Raw genomic sequence first — 17,233 nt, forward strand, 5'->3', positions numbered from 1 at the left:
CGCAGTATATTACAAACAATAAAAAGCCCCGCAAGCTTTCACTTGCGGGGCTTTTTTAGCTAATTTAGAAAAGGGCTAATTACTTACCAGCTTCTTTTTCTGCTTTAACTTTTGCAATCACTTCGTCAGCAACGTTAGTTGGACATGGTGCGTATTGCGCGAATTCCATAGAGAATTGGCCACGACCAGAAGTGATAGTACGTAGGTGACCGATGTAGCCGAACATCTCAGAAAGAGGTACGTCAGCTTTAATACGAACACCAGTAACGCCAGCTTGTTGATCTTTGATCATGCCACGACGACGGTTAAGGTCACCGATAACATCACCAACGTGATCGTCTGGAGTGAACACGTCAACGTTCATGATAGGCTCAAGAAGTTGCGCGCCAGCTTTAGGCATAGATTGACGGAATGCGCCTTTCGCTGCGATTTCAAATGCGATAGCAGATGAATCGACTGCGTGGAAACCACCATCGAAAAGTTCAACTTCAACGTCTAGCGTAGGGAAGCCAGCTAGTACGCCGTTATCCATCATGCCAGCAAAGCCTTTCTCAACTGCAGGCCAGAATTCTTTAGGAACGTTACCGCCCACAACTACTGAGTTGAACTTGAAGCCAGAACCTGCTTCACCTGGTTTGATACGGTAATCGATCTTACCGAATTGACCAGAACCACCAGACTGTTTCTTATGCGTGTAGCTATCTTCAATTGCTTGAGTGATAGTTTCACGGTAAGCAACTTGAGGAGCACCAACTGTTAGGTCAACGCCGTAAGTACGCTTAAGGATATCTACCTTGATGTCTAGGTGAAGCTCACCCATACCTTTAAGGATAGTTTCGCCAGTTTCTTCGTCAGTCTCAACTTGGAAAGATGGATCTTCAGCAACCATTTTACCGATCGCGATACCCATTTTCTCAGAACCGCCTTTATCTTTTGGAGATACAGCGATAGAGATTACTGGAGTTGGGAAAACCATTGGCTCAAGCGTTACTTGGTCTTTTGGATCACATAGAGTGTGACCAGTTTGAACGTTCTTCATACCAACGATCGCAATGATGTCACCAGCTTGTGCGCTAGTTAGTTCGTTACGGTCATCAGCTTGCATCTCAACCATACGGCCAACACGCTCAGTTTTACCTGTGAATGAGTTAAGGATCGTGTCACCTTTGTTCAATTTACCAGAGTAAATACGAACGAAAGTTAGAGCACCGAAACGGTCATCCATGATTTTGAACGCAAGCGCTTTGAAAGTTTCTTCAGTAGAAACGATAGCGTGGTTGCCTGTTTCTTCGCCGTTCTCATCCATTAGAGGTTGAGGATCAACTTCAGTTGGAGAAGGTAGGTAATCTACTACAGCATCAAGGATAACTTGCATGCCTTTGTTCTTGAACGCAGAACCACAGAACGTAGGGAAGAATGCGATATCACGAGTACCTTTACGGATACAACGTTTGATGTCTTCGATAGAAGGCTCTTCACCTTCCATGTAAGCTTCCATTAGGTCATCGTCTTGCTCTACAGCAGTTTCGATTAGCTCTTCACGGTATTGCTCAACGTCATCAACCATGTCCGCAGGAACATCTGTGATTTCGTAGTTTTCAGGAAGACCAGTGTCATCCCAAACGTATGCTTTACGGCTTAGAAGGTCTACAACACCCACGAATTCATCTTCGCGGCCGATTGGTAGAACCATAACTAGAGGAGTTGCACCTAGAACGTTTTTAACTTGGTCAACAACGTTGTAGAAATCTGCACCCATACGGTCTAGTTTGTTAACGAAGATCAGACGAGATACTTCTGATTCGTTAGCGTAGCGCCAGTTAGTTTCTGATTGTGGTTCAACACCACCAGAACCACAGAATACACCGATACCGCCATCAAGTACTTTAAGAGAACGGTATACTTCAACTGTGAAGTCAACGTGTCCAGGAGTATCGATAACGTTTAGACGGTGACCGTTCCAGAAACAGCTTACAGCTGCTGATTGGATAGTAATTCCGCGCTCAGCTTCCTGTTCCATGAAGTCAGTAGTTGATTCGCCATCATGTACTTCACCAGTCTTGTGGATCTGACCAGTTAGCTTAAGGATACGCTCAGTGGTAGTTGTTTTACCCGCATCAACGTGCGCGAAAATACCAATGTTTCTGTATTTCGATAAATCTGCCATTGTCTTACTCTGTTAATAGGATATAAAATGCGCGCAGAGTATATCACAATCTGTGAGGACTGATAGCTTTGCATGCATTTGGGACTAAAAAACTTTGCCTTTTTCTAACATATAGAAAAAGGCAATCTGAAGAAACAATCTAAATGATTGTTAAGTTTAGTGCTAACTTAAAGCGAAAATAGCGTTTAAGTTAGACTGAATTTCTGCTGTATAGAGTAGCTGAAGTGAGCTCAATTACAACTCATCAAAAGCATTAATTGCTTCCGATAATTTTTTCACACCGTGGATCTGCATTCCTGGAATGCCACCTTTAGGCATGTTAGCCGCTGGTACAATGGCTCTCTTGAAGCCGTGTTTAAACGCCTCATTTAAGCGCTCTTGACCGCTCGGTACAGGTCGAATCTCACCAGCAAGGCCTACTTCGCCAAAAACCACCACATCTTTTGGCAATGCGCGGTCTCTGAAACTCGAAAGTAAAGCCATTACCAATGCAAGATCAGCACTGGTTTCGGTTACTTTAACACCACCAACGACATTCACAAACACATCTTGGTCAGCCATTTGTAAGCCGCCGTGTTTATGCAGCACGGCTAGTAACAATGACAGTCGATTTTGCTCGAGACCAACAGCGACACGACGCGGGTTAGCCAGCTGCGAATAATCCACCAGCGCTTGGATTTCAACAAGGAGTGGACGCGTTCCTTCCCAAACTACCATCACTGAACTGCCTGAGGTTTCTTCTTCACCACGAGACAGAAAAATAGCCGATGGGTTGCTAACTTCTTTTAGCCCTTGCCCTGTCATAGCAAACACACCTAGCTCATTCACTGCACCAAAACGGTTCTTGTGGCTGCGCAAGGTTCTAAAACGACTGTCCGTTCCGCCATCTAACAGCACCGAGCAGTCAATAATGTGTTCAAGTACTTTTGGTCCCGCTAAGGTACCGTCTTTAGTTACGTGTCCCACTAGGAATACGGCAACGTTGTTCTGTTTCGCATAGCGCGTTAATGCGGTTGCCGATTCGCGCACCTGAGCAACACTGCCTGGAGACGATTGAACATCAGCGACATGCATAACTTGGATTGAGTCGATAACCATGATCTTAGGCTGCTCTCTTTCTGCAACCTGACAGATTTTATCAACATTGGTTTCAGAGAGCATCTTTAGGTGCTCTTTTGGCAATCCAAGTCGAGATGCTCGCATCGCAACTTGTTGAAGAGATTCTTCGCCAGTGACATAAAGTGTCGGTAACTGGGAAGAAAGCTGACACATAGTCTGCAATAACAGCGTTGATTTACCGGCACCAGGGTTACCACCAATAAGAATCGCAGCGCCAGGGACAACACCACCACCAAGTACACGATCAAGCTCTTTGAAGCCACTACTAAAGCGCGGGACCTCTTGCAAGTCGATTTCCGATAGCGTTTGAACCGAAGATTCAGTTGCACCACCAGCATAACCACTTAGTCGTTCATTGCGCGCGACCTGAGGTGAAGCGGCTAACCTAACTTCTGTAATCGTGTTCCAAGCACCACATGCATTGCACTGCCCTTGCCAACGTGGAAAATCAGCACCACAGTCATTACACACATAAGCTCGCTTTGCCTTAGCCATAAAACCTCAATAATTTGCTTGGTAACGGGTAAATGTTGCTATTTTGTGACCCCGTTGACCGTACAGCTGAAAATAAAAGTTGCAGTAGAACCTCGAATACCTAAAGATCAAATACAACTTGTCGATAACAATAAAGCACCATCCATTCTAACAAGAAAAGTATGCAGCAATCTGAAATTCTATCTGTAGCAGAACGACTTATTCCGGCCTACCATGCCGAAGATTTCGAATTCCTTCTTTCTCAAATGACAGAAGGCGAATCGCCGTCTCTAAAACTGCTCGTTAAAATGGAACTGAATCGTATCATGGCTCCGTGTACAAAGAGCATTGATTTACGCGGGCGTATTGATAATGAATGTCATCAATTCACGCTAGACGAGCGTAAACATTGGCTTGATGACATAGCTTTGAACGCGTATCAACGTGGTACTAAAAAATTTAAAGGTTATACCGAGGGCGTGTGGGAGTTAGTGATGACACCTCGCATTCAACCTCTTCGTAATATTGTTAAAACATCCTCTCAAGATGACCACGATATCACTAACGCTGATAGCCCCTATGAAGCAGAAGCCATTAACCTCGGTTACGATTTAAAACGCAAAGAAAACAGGCTCAAGATTAGCTCACAGGTTGAAATCACCACACCAAAAGGACAAAGCCTGCATGGTGTGACAGTTGATATTTCTCCGTCGGGTGCAAAGTTCAAGGTACCAAGGGCGTTTAAATACAACCTAGGGGAAATCATCAGTGTTAAATTCACTGAGCTTGTTGAAAAGTCACTAGAAGCCGATGTTAATGAGGCGGTTGAATTTCGTATTCTGGGTATTGATGAATCCTACGAGAACAATGCAGTTAAATTTTTAAGATGCATGAGAATCAGCGATACAACGAGTGTGGCTCGTTTACTCGATGAATCTCTAAATAGTGTCAGCAAGAAAACCAGCCATGAGAATCAAGATAGGCTCATTCGAACGCGAACTCGCGGTATTGAACACACCTATCTAAAGTACACCTGTAATCTCCCTCTATTCTTCAGTGGTAGTGAGTTGAAGCTCGCGCTGCTCACGGATAACAATCATCCCCAATGGCAATACTGGCATGATGAGCGTAACCAACAGGCTCTGGGTACTTTGTTCAACGAACAACGTATGAACTTACTCGCTAAGCCTGGCGTGAAGGGAACCAGTAACGTTATCTACTCTTTTACCCATGAACATAAAAATAAGACCTTGTTCTACTCGATGATGCTACCTGAAGCTTCTCGTGAAGAGAGGCAACTGTTCTGGCACATCGGCGGTAAACGTAAAAGTTGGAAGGCGTTCAAATTCTCGGTTTTCGAATTATCCGACTCTGAGCGACAAGCCTTAGCTGAGCATTCAGATACGCTTGCTCAAAGCTCTGCGCAACTGACTCATTGCGGTATCTTGCAAGAGATCGGTGATCACGAAAGTGCTGCCGATTACCTATTAAGTGAAAAACCACGCATTCCAAGCAGTGACCTTAATCGCTTTCGTCATCCGCGAACGGTGGTGGGGAACATTCAAAGTATCTACTTTGATTCCCAAAGTCGTCGTAAAGAACCGAGATATAGCTTTAAATCGCCAATTCAACTCACATCACAAGATAGCCCAACAATAAATGGACACACTGTAGACATATCAAAACGTGGCCTAAGCATTACCCTTGAACACCCAATGGTACTCAAGATTGATGATCCGGTTGTGGTGAATTTTAATGAACTGCAACTCTATGATAAAAACTTGCCATTAAGCACAGTGCCTTACCATGTAATTCGTGTAAGCCCGAACGGTTGCAATGTTCAATTGGTTATCACCGAGAATGCAAAAACAATGCGTACCATCGCCTTCCTCAATGGGCTTATCGATCAGAACCAAAGTAAGCTAAATAAGAAGCAAGAAATACTGCCCACCGATTCACTGCTTAAATCACTGCACACTGTTTTGCTTAACAAAATGGTCAGTAATCCAATTTTCATTGATAAGCCGGGCTCAACGTTGCGTTGTAAGCTCATTGGTGTGAACTTCCCGCTGAACAAGCATCTAGCGTTACTCGCTAAACTTGGGCACAACCAAAAGTTCTCACTGGAACCTATTTTTAAAGGTCACTCTAATTCACTATTAGCTGAGCCACTGAAAAGAATTGAAGGTGCAGAGCCAAAACATCATGACGTATACATTGCTGCGATAAAGTTTGGTAACAAGATTCAATCTGTACATACGAAGTTGGTGAAAGACTTTGCATCTACAAAAGAACGTATTTCGTTCATCAAGAAAGCACAAGATCTGGGTGATGTGTATGTACTGCGAGTCACTACCGCCCCTATCTTTAATCCATTAACCAGCTTGTTCCAATCAGACTTAGCCGAGCTTTCGCGCATCAGTATGCACCAAGCGAAGAAGTTAGAGAGTGAGGTCACCGCTTTTATTGGTTATGGTGAGATAGAGGACATTACCGATGAAGTATTGATTCGATTGGAACTCTCGCACTAAATAGCCAGATCAACTTACCGGTTTGTCGACTTATCGGATTTAAAAATAGAAAAAGCAGGCTCGTCACCTGCTTTTCTGTATCCGTTATACCACCCTAAATATGACTAAGGCTTCGCTTGCCAGCTGATTTTTTGCTGCTTAGCTAATACACCTGACAAGATACAAAGCACCCCACCTAAGCCAGCATAACGCACAGCAGTTTGAGCTTGTTGTTCAACTTTCGGTTTTGCATGGTAAGCAATCCCTAAACCGGCAGAACCCATCATAACCAAGTCATTGGCACCATCACCCACGGCAACGGTGTTATGCAGTTCCAGTTCATACTCTTCAGCAAGTTCTACCAAGATATCCGCTTTGGTCTGTGCGGAAACAACATCGCCTAATACTTCACCCGTCAATTTACCATTGACGATCTCTAGCGTGTTTGACTGAGCGTGGTCAAGATCAAGCGTATCTTTCAGGTAGTCTGAGAAATAAGTAAAACCACCCGATGCGATCGCCGTCTTCCAGCCAAGTTTATTCAGAGTATTCACTAGCTCAACCAAGTCTGGCATGAATGGTAATGACTGGCGCACTTGCTCTAAAATAGTTTCATCAGCGCCTTTCAGTGCTCCTACTCGTTGGCGTAGGCTCTGTTCAAAGTCGAGCTCGCCTTGCATCGCACGCTCTGTGATTTCAGAAACTAACTCTCCGACTCCTGCGAGCTTTGCTATCTCATCGATGCATTCAATTTGAATTGCTGTGGAGTCCATATCCATCACGATCAAACCTGGCTTAGATAAGTCTGGGACCTCGCTAAGGCAAGCATAATCAAGCTTCAGTGCTTGTAAAATTTCTTCGTGTGCCGGGGTTAAGTTCCCTGACATCAGTGCCACTTCGTAATGTCCCACCTTCCACGTATTGAGGATGGTGTTGTAGGTACCAGTGAAAAAGTCGATGTCATCAAATGATTGTGGAGATAAGTACTCACCGAACACAATCCAATTGGCTTTAGATTTGGCGAGTTGAGAAGCGAAACGTGTCTCGGGGAGTCGGGTTAATAATGTCGTATGCCTTTTAATCGGCAGATATTTCTGAGCGTCCATGTGTATGATTCCTAATTAACTATGCTAAACGTTAACCTATTGCAATTTGAAAACGCAAGTCTCAATATGTCTTAATCATAACATTTGTTTATTTCAGGCTTCGTGAAACATGAATGAATCATTGTTCTCAATACGTAACGCTTTACGAGTACTAGCCCTAATTCTGTTGGCTGCTATGTTCGTGGTAACAATTAAAAACACAGTAGTGATCAGTAAAGGTAACGAGAAGATCCAAGCAAAACAGTTGGAAACGCTGACCAAACTACTGATCTCACAGGCATCACTTTCAGCCAGTAAGATGATCACTCAGCAAGACCAAGAGCGCCTACTAGAGCTCACTAACCAACTGTCTCAGGATCGATTGGTATTTGATACCACCATCTACGATGCAGAAGGGATCCGACTGGCTTCGAGTGAAAAAGCGCTCTCGGTACGCGAGGTTCTTGGCTTAGACACACCTCTTTCAACGGCAAGTATCGGCAGGCAGCAACTCGTTGAACCTATTTACTCGCCAGAAAAAACGATCATCGGCTTTATTCGAGTGACCTTTGAAACAGGAAAAATGACGGCGATTTCTGATCACCATTACCGTAAGAGCGATCGTTACATGATCGGCATGGTCTTGATGGGGTTTGTAAGTGGTGTGCTGTTCGTCATGCTCATTCGTAGAAGAAAAACCAAGTCTGGGGAAAACTGGCTGCTTAAAAATGTCAGCTCTTAACGGCTTAGTTTAACAAATTCAATAAAAAGCCCCGAAGCTCAGGCAGCAACGGGGTTTTTGTTATCTATTAAACTTTTCGGTATCTATTAAGCTTTTTGAAATCTATTAAGCTTTTTGAAATCTATTAGCTGATTAGTCTTGGTCACCAAGAAGCACAGAGTCTAGTGCGATAACCATCATGTCATTGAAAGTCGTTTGACGTTCATCTGATGTGGTTTGCTCACCAGTTTTGATGTGATCTGAAACAGTACAAATTGTCAGAGCTTTTGCGCCGTATTCAGCACATACACCATAGATACCCGCCGCTTCCATTTCTACGCCGACAATGCCGTACTTGTCCATGACTTCGAACATTTCAGGATCTGGCGTGTAGAACAACTCAGCCGAGAATAGGTTGCCGACTTTGACGTCTACACCACGCGCTTTTGCCGCATCTTCTGCCGCACGCACCATTTTGTAATCCGCAATAGCCGCGAAGTCATGACCTTTAAAGCGAATACGATTCACTTTTGAGTCGGTACACGCACCCATGCCGATAACCACATCGCGTACTTTGATATCTTCGCTCACTGCACCACAACTGCCGACACGAATGATCTTTTTCACACCAAAGTCTTTGATCAGCTCAGTCGCGTAAATAGAACAAGATGGAATGCCCATACCATGCCCCATTACCGAAACCTTACGGCCTTTGTAAGTCCCCGTGTAACCAAACATGTTACGAACATCGCACACTTGAACCACTTCTTCTAGGAAGGTTTCAGCGATGTATTTTGCACGTAGCGGATCGCCGGGCATTAGAACTACGTCAGCGAAATCACCCATTTCAGCATTAATATGTGGAGTAGCCATTGAAAATATCCTTAATCTCAAAACAAAAAAGAAGAGAGAGGTTTCCCTCTCTCTTCGTTAACTATTATAGAAAGCTTGTACCGTGTCCCATTGGCGATGTGCCAAAGTAAGACGCTAAGCTTTGACCGATATCAGCGAAGGTATCGCGACGGCCTAAAGAGCCAGCAGGAACCTTGTTTCCGTAAACAATCACAGGGATATGTTCACGAGTATGGTCAGTACCTGGCCATGTCGGATCACAACCGTGGTCAGCAGTTAGGATAAGTACATCATCTTCTTTCATCATATCGATGATTTCATTGATACGGCCATCGAAGTACTCAAGTGCCGCTGCGTAACCTGCAACATCACGGCGGTGACCGTAAGCTGAGTCGAAATCAACGAAGTTAGTGAACACGATAGTGTTGTCGCCCGCTTCAGTGATCGCTTCTTTAGTTGCTTCAAATAGCGCAGGAATACCTGTTGCTTTCGTTTTCTGAGTAATACCACAACCCGCGTAGATATCAGAGATCTTACCGATTGAGTGAACATTACCGCCCTTCTCATCAACCAACTTCTGAAGAACTGTCGCCGCTGGCGGCTCAACAGAAAGGTCACGACGGTTACCAGTACGTTCGAACTGACCTTTACCTGGGCCAATGAACGGGCGCGCAATAACACGGCCGATGTTGTAGTCTTCTAGCTCTTCACGAGCAATCTGACAAAGGTCTAATAAGTTCTGTAGACCGAATGTCTCTTCATGACATGCGATTTGGAAAACAGAGTCTGCTGAAGTATAGAAGATTGGCAAGCCACTCTTCATGTGTTCTTCACCTAGGTTATCTAGGATTTCTGTACCCGATGAGTGACAGTTACCTAAGAAGCCAGATAGACCTGCACGCTCAAGGATGCGATCAGTCAGTTCTTTTGGAAAGCTGTTTTCTTTGTCGGTGAAGTAGCCCCAGTCAAACAATACCGGTACACCTGCGATTTCCCAGTGACCTGATGGCGTGTCTTTACCAGAAGACAGCTCAGCAGCGTGACCGTACGCGCCAATGATTTCAGCATCTGCATCCATACCAGGAGCAAAGCGACCTGTAGACTCTTTGTGAGCCATAGCTAAACCTAGCTTAGACAGGTTTGGCAGCGTTAGTGGACCTTTACGATCCGCATTGTCTGCAAGACCTTGATCACAATGGTCAGCAATGTGACCCATAGTGTCTGAACCTACATCACCGAATGTGTCCGCATCTGCTGTTTCGCCGATACCGAATGAATCTAAAACTAAAATAAATGCTCTTTTCATTTTCTTCACCAACTTATTGCTCTTTGCACCAGAACTCTGTTTATCGGCATACACAAGGTATGCCGATACCTGTTATTTACACGTCTTCAGAACGAATCTGACGGTAAACGTCTGGCGTTGCTGTATATTCTCCACCCACAGTGATTGCATTTTGTAATGCTTTTGCAGCTTCTTGCCACTGTTGTTCATTGCGAGCATGAATCATTGCTAATGGTTTATCGTCGCTTGCTACTTCGCCAAGGCGAATGAAGCTATCAAAACCGACTGCGTAATCAATGCTGTCTGTTGCTACGCGGCGACCACCGCCCATACCAACGACAGCCATACCAATTGCACGCGTATCCATCGCCGATACTACACCGCTTTCTAGCGCATACACTGGTTTAACAATTTCTGCTTTTTCTAGGTAGTTATCGTAGTTCGTTACGAAATCAGTTGGACCACCAAGGCCCGCTACCATTTTACCGAAGCACTCTGCTGCTTTACCGTTATCCAGTACTGCCATCAGCTTTTCACGCGCTTCGTCTGAATCTTTTGCAAGGTTACTCAGAACCAGCATTTCAGCACACGATGCCATCGTAATTTCTAGCAAACGAGGGTTACGATATTCGCCGGTTAGAAATTGAACCGCTTCACGTACTTCTACTGCGTTACCCGCTGAAGAAGCCAGAACTTGGTTCATGTCCGTTAGGATTGCCGTTGTTTTAGTACCCGCGCCGTTTGCTACTGCAACGATAGATTTTGCTAACTCTTCAGACGCTTCGTAAGTCGGCATGAATGCGCCTGAACCTACTTTTACGTCCATCACTAGAGAATCAAGACCAGCAGCCAATTTCTTAGACAGAATTGAAGCTGTGATCAACGATATGTTGTCGACTGTTGCCGTGATATCTCGAGTCGCGTAAACGCGCTTATCAGCTGGCGCTAAATCGCCAGTTTGGCCGATGATCGCTACGCCAGCTTCTTTGGTTACAGCACCAAACACATCGTTGGTTGGTGTAATATTGTAACCAGGGATAGATTCAAGTTTGTCTAGCGTACCGCCAGTGTGACCTAAACCACGACCAGAGATCATTGGAACGAAACCACCACATGCTGCCACCATAGGGCCAAGCATCAGAGAAGTTACGTCACCAACACCACCAGTAGAGTGCTTATCAACGATTGGGCCATCAAAGTTCATGTGGCTCCAGTCAATCACCATGCCCGAATCACGCATTGCACACGTCAGTGCGATACGTTCTGGCATCGTCATTTCATTAAAAAAGATAGCCATTGCGAATGCTGCAATTTGGCCTTCAGAAACCGTATTTTTAGCCACGCCTTGAATAAAGAAGTTAATTTCTTCAGTCGTTAGGACTTCACCATCACGTTTTCTGCGAATAATTTCTTGAGGTAGATACATTAGTGCCTCCCAAACTCTAGTGAGTATGGTTTGTAGGGAAAGAGGTAATATGGAGTGACTTAACACCACTCCATCAAACAGACTTTATTGTTATACCCGATAGGGAAATTAGTATGCTGCTGGATCAGCAGTTTGGTCTGTCACTTCTAATGTATTAAGAAGGTTAGTCAGTAGGCTTGAAGCGCCAAAACGGTAGTGCATGTTGTCTGCCCACTCAGCGCCTAGTAGCTCATCAGCCATTGCTAGGTAAGCTTGAGCATCTTCAGCTGTACGTACGCCACCAGCTGGTTTGAAACCAACTGTTTTAGCTACGCCCATGTCACGAATAACTTCAAGCATCATGCGTGCGTACTCAGGAGTCGCGTTTACTGGCACTTTACCTGTTGAAGTTTTGATGAAGTCTGCACCTGCTTCGATACAGATTTGAGAAGCTTTCTTGATCAGTGCTTCTTCTTTAAGTTCACCTGTTTCGATGATCACTTTAAGCGTGATGTCACCACAAGCGGCTTTACACTGTTTAACTAGCTCAAAACCCACTTCTTCGTTGCCAGCAATAAGAGCACGGTATGGGAATACTACGTCAACTTCGTCTGCGCCGTACGCTACCGCTGCTTTTGTTTCAGCAACAGCAATTTCGATGTCGTCATTACCATGAGGGAAGTTAGTTACAGTCGCGATGCGTACTTCTGGAGTACCTTGCTCACGCAACGCCTTTTTAGCTGCTGGGATGAAGCGAGGGTAAATACAGATTGCAGCGGTGTTGCCAACTGCAGTCTTCGCGTCATGACAAAGTGCCACTACTTTTTCAGTAGTATCGTCGTCATTTAGCGTAGTTAGGTCCATAAGTTTAAGTGCACGTAGAGCTGCTGCTTTTAAATCGCTCATTTCTATCTCCGATCAATATATTCAAATAGTTAACTACTTCACCATCCATCCAGTATAGATGGATATTTTAGTAATGCTCAGTAGTCACAAATGAACGGACTTGGTTCCCTGAAGACTTGATAACTTTCGCTACCAATTGCAATCCTTGTCACCGCACAGTACCAGTTTGGTCTATGGCACAACAAATCAGTCATGTTGTGTCTAACATCTATAGTGTATTGCTAATATAGCGTATTGCTAAGTTTGGCTTAATCCCAGAAGAATAACGTTCGAGCTAATCTCAATGTTACTTTCTTGCCAGCAGAGACATCCTATCCCTTTAGCTAATACATTATAGGTATCCATCAATAAATTGTAGTGCTCCTTAGAACGCAAACGGTTTGTATCTCAAAAAAACATTCTAGACCCATTTTCGACTCCAAGCATTCACTCATGCTAATGCTCAAAATCACTAGGCCCAAAAACAAAAAAGCCCCGCAGCAATTTCTTGCTACGGGGCGATATTATTATGGCGTCTATATTTCGATTTCTAACTGATTAGAAAGACAGGAAGAAGCCAGCAATTGTTGCTGCCATCAGGTTAGATAGAGTACCAGCTACAACCGCTTTAACACCCATACGTGCGATGTCGTGACGACGGTTTGGAGCAATACCACCTAGACCACCTAGAAGAATCGCAATTGAAGAAAGGTTTGCGAAACCACATAGAGCGAACGAGATAATTGCTTGAGTCTTAACAGACATTACTTGACCAGTCGCTTCAACGATTTGAGCGTTTTCACCGATGTACGGTACGAAGTTTAGGTATGCAACGAATTCGTTAACAACTGTCTTCTGACCAATGAAAGAACCAGCAATAGTTGCTTCTTCCCATGGAACACCAATGATGAATGCTAACGGTGCGAAGATCCAACCTAGAAGAAGTTCTAGAGTTAGGTTTTCCATACCGAACCAACCACCGATGCCACCTAGGATACCGTTGATAAGAGCGATTAGACCGATGAATGCTAGTAGCATTGCACCAACGTTAAGTGCTAGTTGTAGACCAACTGACGCACCGCCAGCAGCTGCATCAATAACGTTAGCAGGCTTGTCGTCGCCACCGTCGATGTCTGAACCTAGGTTCTCGTCAACTTCATCAGTTTCAGGCTTGATGATTTTAGCGAATAGTAGACCACCAGGTGCTGCCATGAATGACGCTGCTACTAGGTACTCTAGAGGTACACCCATAGATGCGTAACCCGCTAGTACACCACCAGCAACAGACGCTAAACCACCACACATTACTGCGAATAGTTCAGAGTTAGTCATTTTAGGAACAAATGGACGAACAACTAGAGGCGCTTCCGTTTGACCAACGAAGATGTTTGCAGCTGCAGACATAGACTCGGCGCGAGAAGTACCTAGAGCTTTCTGAAGACCACCACCAAGAACCTTGATTACAACTTGCATCGCACCAATGTAGTAAAGTACAGAGATAAGAGCAGAGAAGAAGATTAGTGTTGGTAGAACTTGGAATGCAAAGATGAATCCGATACCGTCAACTGAGAAGTTAACAAGGCTACCAAATAGGAAGCCAGTACCATCTTTACCGTAGTCGATCACGTTTGCTACACCAGCAGAGAAACCTGCAAGTAGATCACGACCCCAAGGGATGTAAAGTACGAATGCACCAAGTGCGAATTGGATAGCGAAAGCGCCACCCACTGTTCTTAGATTAATTGCTTTGCGGTTGTCGGATAGTAGTACTGCGATTGCAATCAGTGCAACCATTCCGACGAGGCTCATAAACAGGCTCATAGTTTATGACTTCCTTATTAGTTATTTATTGGCGTGTTACAAAATGGGGCTATAAAGCGGAGGCAATTATACTCATGCGACCACTAATAAAGTAATGCCGTCCTCACACTTTCGTAGAAGATTCATGTACCATTCACACGCAAATGTGAGCCAAATCACAAGCCAAGTGCAATTTACGCAAACGATAAACAAAAACCTTCGATTTTATTCACATATACCGAATGCGCGATGGCTACTTTGCCAAATTTGCGCTGCAACCGATTGCTTCGGTTCTTTTCTAAGCAAAAACAGTTCATTTAAGATCGTAACTAAATACTTGGAATGATTAACATTTCCTTGTTTTCCATGCATGGGCATATCCGGGGCATCCGTTTCTAATACCAGGCACTCAAGAGGCAGTTTTGAGATAGTGGTGCGTGTTTTTTGTGCTCTTGGGTAAGTAATCGTTCCACCGACACCAATATAGAAACCAAGCTGAATCCACGCCAAAGCCTGCTGTTCGCTCCCTGAAAATCCATGAATCACGCCACCCAAAGTAAATTTATACTGCTTTATTAGCTCAATAAGTCGGTTAAAAGACTTCCTTTCATGGATGATTAAAGGCAGCTTAAACGCCTTAGCTAGCTCTATTTGTTGAATGAAAAAACGCTCTTGTTTCTCCCGTGCAACATCGACAAAAAAGTCGAGACCACACTCTCCTATCGCAACACATTGACTGGTTTTTGATGAGAGTAATCGGCGAAGCTCTGAGAATTGCTCGTCATTGGCTTGCTCTAAAAAATAAGGATGGAAACCTAAAGCGTAGTAAACATTAGGGTAAGATTGAGCGATCTCACCAAGCTTCCTCCAGTTACTTTGGCCAATAGAAGGGATGATTAACTTCTCGACTTGCGCCTGTTTCGCCTCTTTAACGTAACCTTCAATACCTTTATCAAGTGAAAAACCTTGCTCAAAGATGTCAAAGTCCGCATGGCAATGGGTGTCAAACAGCGGAAATTCACTTAATTCTGGTGTCATCTTCCCTACTCTCTGTTTGTTGTCCTTGAGGATCACGGCGATAAGCCACGCAGCTGCGCTTATTTTCAGGCGTTAAGCCAAGCTCTTCGCACCACTTATCGTATTTATTAATCCAAGCTTTTATCCAACTGAACATACTTACCTTAAGCCTCTAACCTCAAATGACACGAATAAAAAAACGCCTATTGCAGAACAATAGACGTTTTTGTTTAACTCGAATAGAGCGCAGAGTGATTAGTGCTCGCGCGTCGCTCGGAACTGAACTTCTGGGAAACGTTCAGAAGCTAGGTTCAAATTCACCATAGTCGGTGCGATGTAAGATAGGTTATCACCACCATCTAACGCTAGGTTAGCTTGGCTCTTACGTTTGAACTCTTCTAGTTTCTTAGCGTCATCACACTCAACCCAACGTGCAGTTGCAACGTTCACACCTTCGTAAATTGCTTCAACGTTGTATTCCGCTTTCAAGCGCGCTACAACCACATCAAACTGAAGTACACCAACTGCACCAACGATCAGATCGTTATTTTGCAAAGGACGGAATACTTGAACCGCGCCCTCTTCAGAAAGCTGAACCAAGCCTTTTAGAAGTTGCTTCTGCTTCAATGGATCGCGCAGACGAATACGACGGAATAGCTCAGGCGCAAAGTTAGGAATACCTGCGAACTTCAAGCTTTCGCCTTGAGTAAAGGTATCGCCAATCTGAATTGTGCCGTGGTTATGCAGACCAATTATGTCACCCGCGTATGCTTTTTCAGCACGAGCACGGTCACCCGCCATGAAGGTTACTGCATCAGAGATACTGACGTTCTTACCAGTACGAACATGGTTCATCTTCATACCTTGGTCGTAAGTACCCGATACGATACGCATGAATGCGATACGGTCACGGTGTTTTGGGTCCATGTTTGCTTGGATCTTAAATACGAAACCAGAGAACTTCTCTTCAGTCGCTTCAACATCACGCTCATTTGCTTGACGTGTTTGAGGCGCAGGAGCCCATCGAGTTAGGCCATCAAGCATATGGTCAACACCGAAGTTACCCAATGCAGTACCGAAGTAAACTGGAGTCAACTCGCCAGCAAGGAATAGTTCGTGATCAAACTCAGGACATGCGCCAATAACCAATTCAAGCTCTTCACGAACGCTGCTCGCCAGATCTTCGCCAACAGCTTCGTCTAGTTCAGGGTTATCTAGACCTTTGATAATGCGAACTTCTTGGATCTCATGGCCGTGGCCAGATTCATACAAGATCGTTTCATCACGGTGAATGTGGTAAACGCCTTTAAACTCTTTACCACAACCGATAGGCCAAGAGATTGGAGCACAAGCCATACCTAGCTCGCTTTCCACTTCATCTAGCACTTCCATTGGGTCACGAACATCACGGTCAAGTTTGTTCATAAACGTTACGATTGGTGTATCACGTAGACGCGTTACTTCCATCAGTTTACGAGTACGATCCTCGACACCTTTCGCAGCATCGATAACCATCAAACAAGAGTCAACCGCGGTTAATGTACGGTACGTATCTTCCGAGAAATCTTCGTGTCCAGGAGTATCGAGTAGGTTGACTAGACAATCGTTGTATGGGAATTGCATTACAGACGTAGTTACCGAGATACCACGTTCTTTTTCCATCTCCATCCAGTCAGATTTAGCGTGCTGGTTAGAGCCACGGCCTTTTACGGTACCCGCTTTTTGAATCGCGTTTCCGAATAAAAGAACTTTTTCAGTAATCGTGGTTTTACCCGCATCCGGGTGAGAGATAATCGCAAACGTTCTACGTTTGCTCACTTCTTGTTGGAAAGACATAGTCGCCCTTTGCTGATCTAAAGCGTAAAAAGGGCAAGTAGATAATACTTGCCCTTGAATTCTGTGTGCGGATTATA

General features: G+C 44.5%; 13 protein-coding genes. 2 read left to right on the forward strand and 11 right to left on the reverse strand.

Annotated elements, in window-relative coordinates; translation table 11 throughout:
- Positions 1-79 precede the first annotated feature (79 nt).
- Both fusA and radA read right to left on the reverse strand, forming a co-directional pair.
- On the reverse strand, positions 80-2,167 hold the full coding sequence (gene fusA, locus ACED42_RS06640) for an elongation factor G (RefSeq protein ID WP_009847514.1): 2,088 nt from the start codon (positions 2,165-2,167) through the stop codon (positions 80-82).
- 234 nt (positions 2,168-2,401) lie between these two features.
- Positions 2,402-3,781 carry a DNA repair protein RadA gene (gene radA / locus ACED42_RS06645; protein ID WP_009847515.1) on the reverse strand — a complete coding sequence of 460 codons (1,380 nt, stop codon included), beginning with the start codon at positions 3,779-3,781 and terminating at the stop codon, positions 2,402-2,404.
- A 161-nt stretch (positions 3,782-3,942) separates the two neighbouring features.
- Here radA and ACED42_RS06650 point away from each other — a divergent pair, with 161 nt between their 5' ends.
- Positions 3,943-6,291, forward strand: coding sequence for a PilZ domain-containing protein (locus ACED42_RS06650; RefSeq protein WP_017096670.1), 2,349 nt, complete (start codon positions 3,943-3,945; stop codon positions 6,289-6,291).
- Between the two features lie 104 nt (positions 6,292-6,395).
- Here the strand turns inward: ACED42_RS06650 and serB are convergent, their stop codons facing one another.
- Entirely contained in the window at positions 6,396-7,376 is a 981-nt protein-coding gene (serB, locus tag ACED42_RS06655; RefSeq protein ID WP_371701916.1) for a phosphoserine phosphatase, read from the reverse strand.
- A 109-nt stretch (positions 7,377-7,485) separates the two neighbouring features.
- Here serB and ACED42_RS06660 point away from each other — a divergent pair, with 109 nt between their 5' ends.
- A complete protein-coding gene (locus ACED42_RS06660) occupies positions 7,486-8,097 on the forward strand; it encodes a YtjB family periplasmic protein (protein WP_371701918.1) in 612 nt (203 codons plus the stop codon).
- Positions 8,098-8,229: 132 nt separating this feature from the next.
- Here ACED42_RS06660 and deoD read toward each other — a convergent pair whose 3' ends face one another.
- The 8 genes from deoD to prfC form a co-directional block, all read right to left on the reverse strand.
- Positions 8,230-8,949, reverse strand: a complete 720-nt coding sequence (gene deoD / locus ACED42_RS06665; RefSeq protein ID WP_009847519.1) for a purine-nucleoside phosphorylase — start codon at positions 8,947-8,949, stop codon at positions 8,230-8,232.
- Positions 8,950-9,013: 64 nt separating this feature from the next.
- Positions 9,014-10,234 carry a phosphopentomutase gene (locus ACED42_RS06670; protein ID WP_371701920.1) on the reverse strand — a complete coding sequence of 407 codons (1,221 nt, stop codon included), beginning with the start codon at positions 10,232-10,234 and terminating at the stop codon, positions 9,014-9,016.
- A gap of 76 nt (positions 10,235-10,310) precedes the next feature.
- The gene (gene deoA / locus ACED42_RS06675) at positions 10,311-11,639 is read right to left on the reverse strand and encodes a thymidine phosphorylase (RefSeq protein ID WP_102257750.1); all 1,329 of its coding nucleotides are present in this window, start codon (positions 11,637-11,639) and stop codon (positions 10,311-10,313) included.
- Positions 11,640-11,747: 108 nt separating this feature from the next.
- Entirely contained in the window at positions 11,748-12,524 is a 777-nt protein-coding gene (deoC, locus tag ACED42_RS06680) for a deoxyribose-phosphate aldolase (RefSeq protein WP_102433379.1), read from the reverse strand.
- Between the two features lie 537 nt (positions 12,525-13,061).
- Entirely contained in the window at positions 13,062-14,324 is a 1,263-nt protein-coding gene (locus ACED42_RS06685) for a NupC/NupG family nucleoside CNT transporter (protein WP_009847523.1), read from the reverse strand.
- Positions 14,325-14,528: 204 nt separating this feature from the next.
- Complete coding sequence (locus ACED42_RS06690; protein ID WP_371701923.1) at positions 14,529-15,341, reverse strand: TatD family hydrolase; 813 nt, start codon at positions 15,339-15,341, stop codon at positions 14,529-14,531.
- Positions 15,322-15,477: a DUF5363 family protein gene (locus ACED42_RS06695; RefSeq protein WP_012604693.1), complete on the reverse strand. Its 156-nt coding sequence runs from the start codon at positions 15,475-15,477 to the stop codon at positions 15,322-15,324. Before ACED42_RS06695 ends, ACED42_RS06690 begins: the two co-directional genes overlap by 20 nt.
- Before the next feature lie 98 nt (positions 15,478-15,575).
- Positions 15,576-17,156 (reverse strand): peptide chain release factor 3, encoded by a 1,581-nt coding sequence (gene prfC / locus ACED42_RS06700; RefSeq protein WP_012604694.1) that lies wholly within the window; start codon positions 17,154-17,156, stop codon positions 15,576-15,578.
- Positions 17,157-17,233: the final 77 nt, after the last annotated feature.

It is taken from the genome of Vibrio sp. FF145, from assembly GCF_041439075.1.
Classification (GTDB): Bacteria; Pseudomonadota; Gammaproteobacteria; order Enterobacterales; family Vibrionaceae; genus Vibrio; species Vibrio tasmaniensis_A.

Coding starts and splice junctions, on each gene's coding strand:
- fusA (WP_009847514.1), bottom strand. CDS start 2,167: ATGGCAGATTTATCGAAATACAGAAACATTGGTATTTTCGCGCACGTT.
- radA (WP_009847515.1), bottom strand. CDS start 3,781: ATGGCTAAGGCAAAGCGAGCTTATGTGTGTAATGACTGTGGTGCTGAT.
- ACED42_RS06650 (WP_017096670.1), top strand. CDS start 3,943: ATGCAGCAATCTGAAATTCTATCTGTAGCAGAACGACTTATTCCGGCC.
- serB (WP_371701916.1), bottom strand. CDS start 7,376: ATGGACGCTCAGAAATATCTGCCGATTAAAAGGCATACGACATTATTA.
- ACED42_RS06660 (WP_371701918.1), top strand. CDS start 7,486: ATGAATGAATCATTGTTCTCAATACGTAACGCTTTACGAGTACTAGCC.
- deoD (WP_009847519.1), bottom strand. CDS start 8,949: ATGGCTACTCCACATATTAATGCTGAAATGGGTGATTTCGCTGACGTA.
- ACED42_RS06670 (WP_371701920.1), bottom strand. CDS start 10,234: ATGAAAAGAGCATTTATTTTAGTTTTAGATTCATTCGGTATCGGCGAA.
- deoA (WP_102257750.1), bottom strand. CDS start 11,639: ATGTATCTACCTCAAGAAATTATTCGCAGAAAACGTGATGGTGAAGTC.
- deoC (WP_102433379.1), bottom strand. CDS start 12,524: ATGAGCGATTTAAAAGCAGCAGCTCTACGTGCACTTAAACTTATGGAC.
- ACED42_RS06685 (WP_009847523.1), bottom strand. CDS start 14,324: ATGAGCCTGTTTATGAGCCTCGTCGGAATGGTTGCACTGATTGCAATC.
- ACED42_RS06690 (WP_371701923.1), bottom strand. CDS start 15,341: ATGACACCAGAATTAAGTGAATTTCCGCTGTTTGACACCCATTGCCAT.
- ACED42_RS06695 (WP_012604693.1), bottom strand. CDS start 15,477: ATGTTCAGTTGGATAAAAGCTTGGATTAATAAATACGATAAGTGGTGC.
- prfC (WP_012604694.1), bottom strand. CDS start 17,156: ATGTCTTTCCAACAAGAAGTGAGCAAACGTAGAACGTTTGCGATTATC.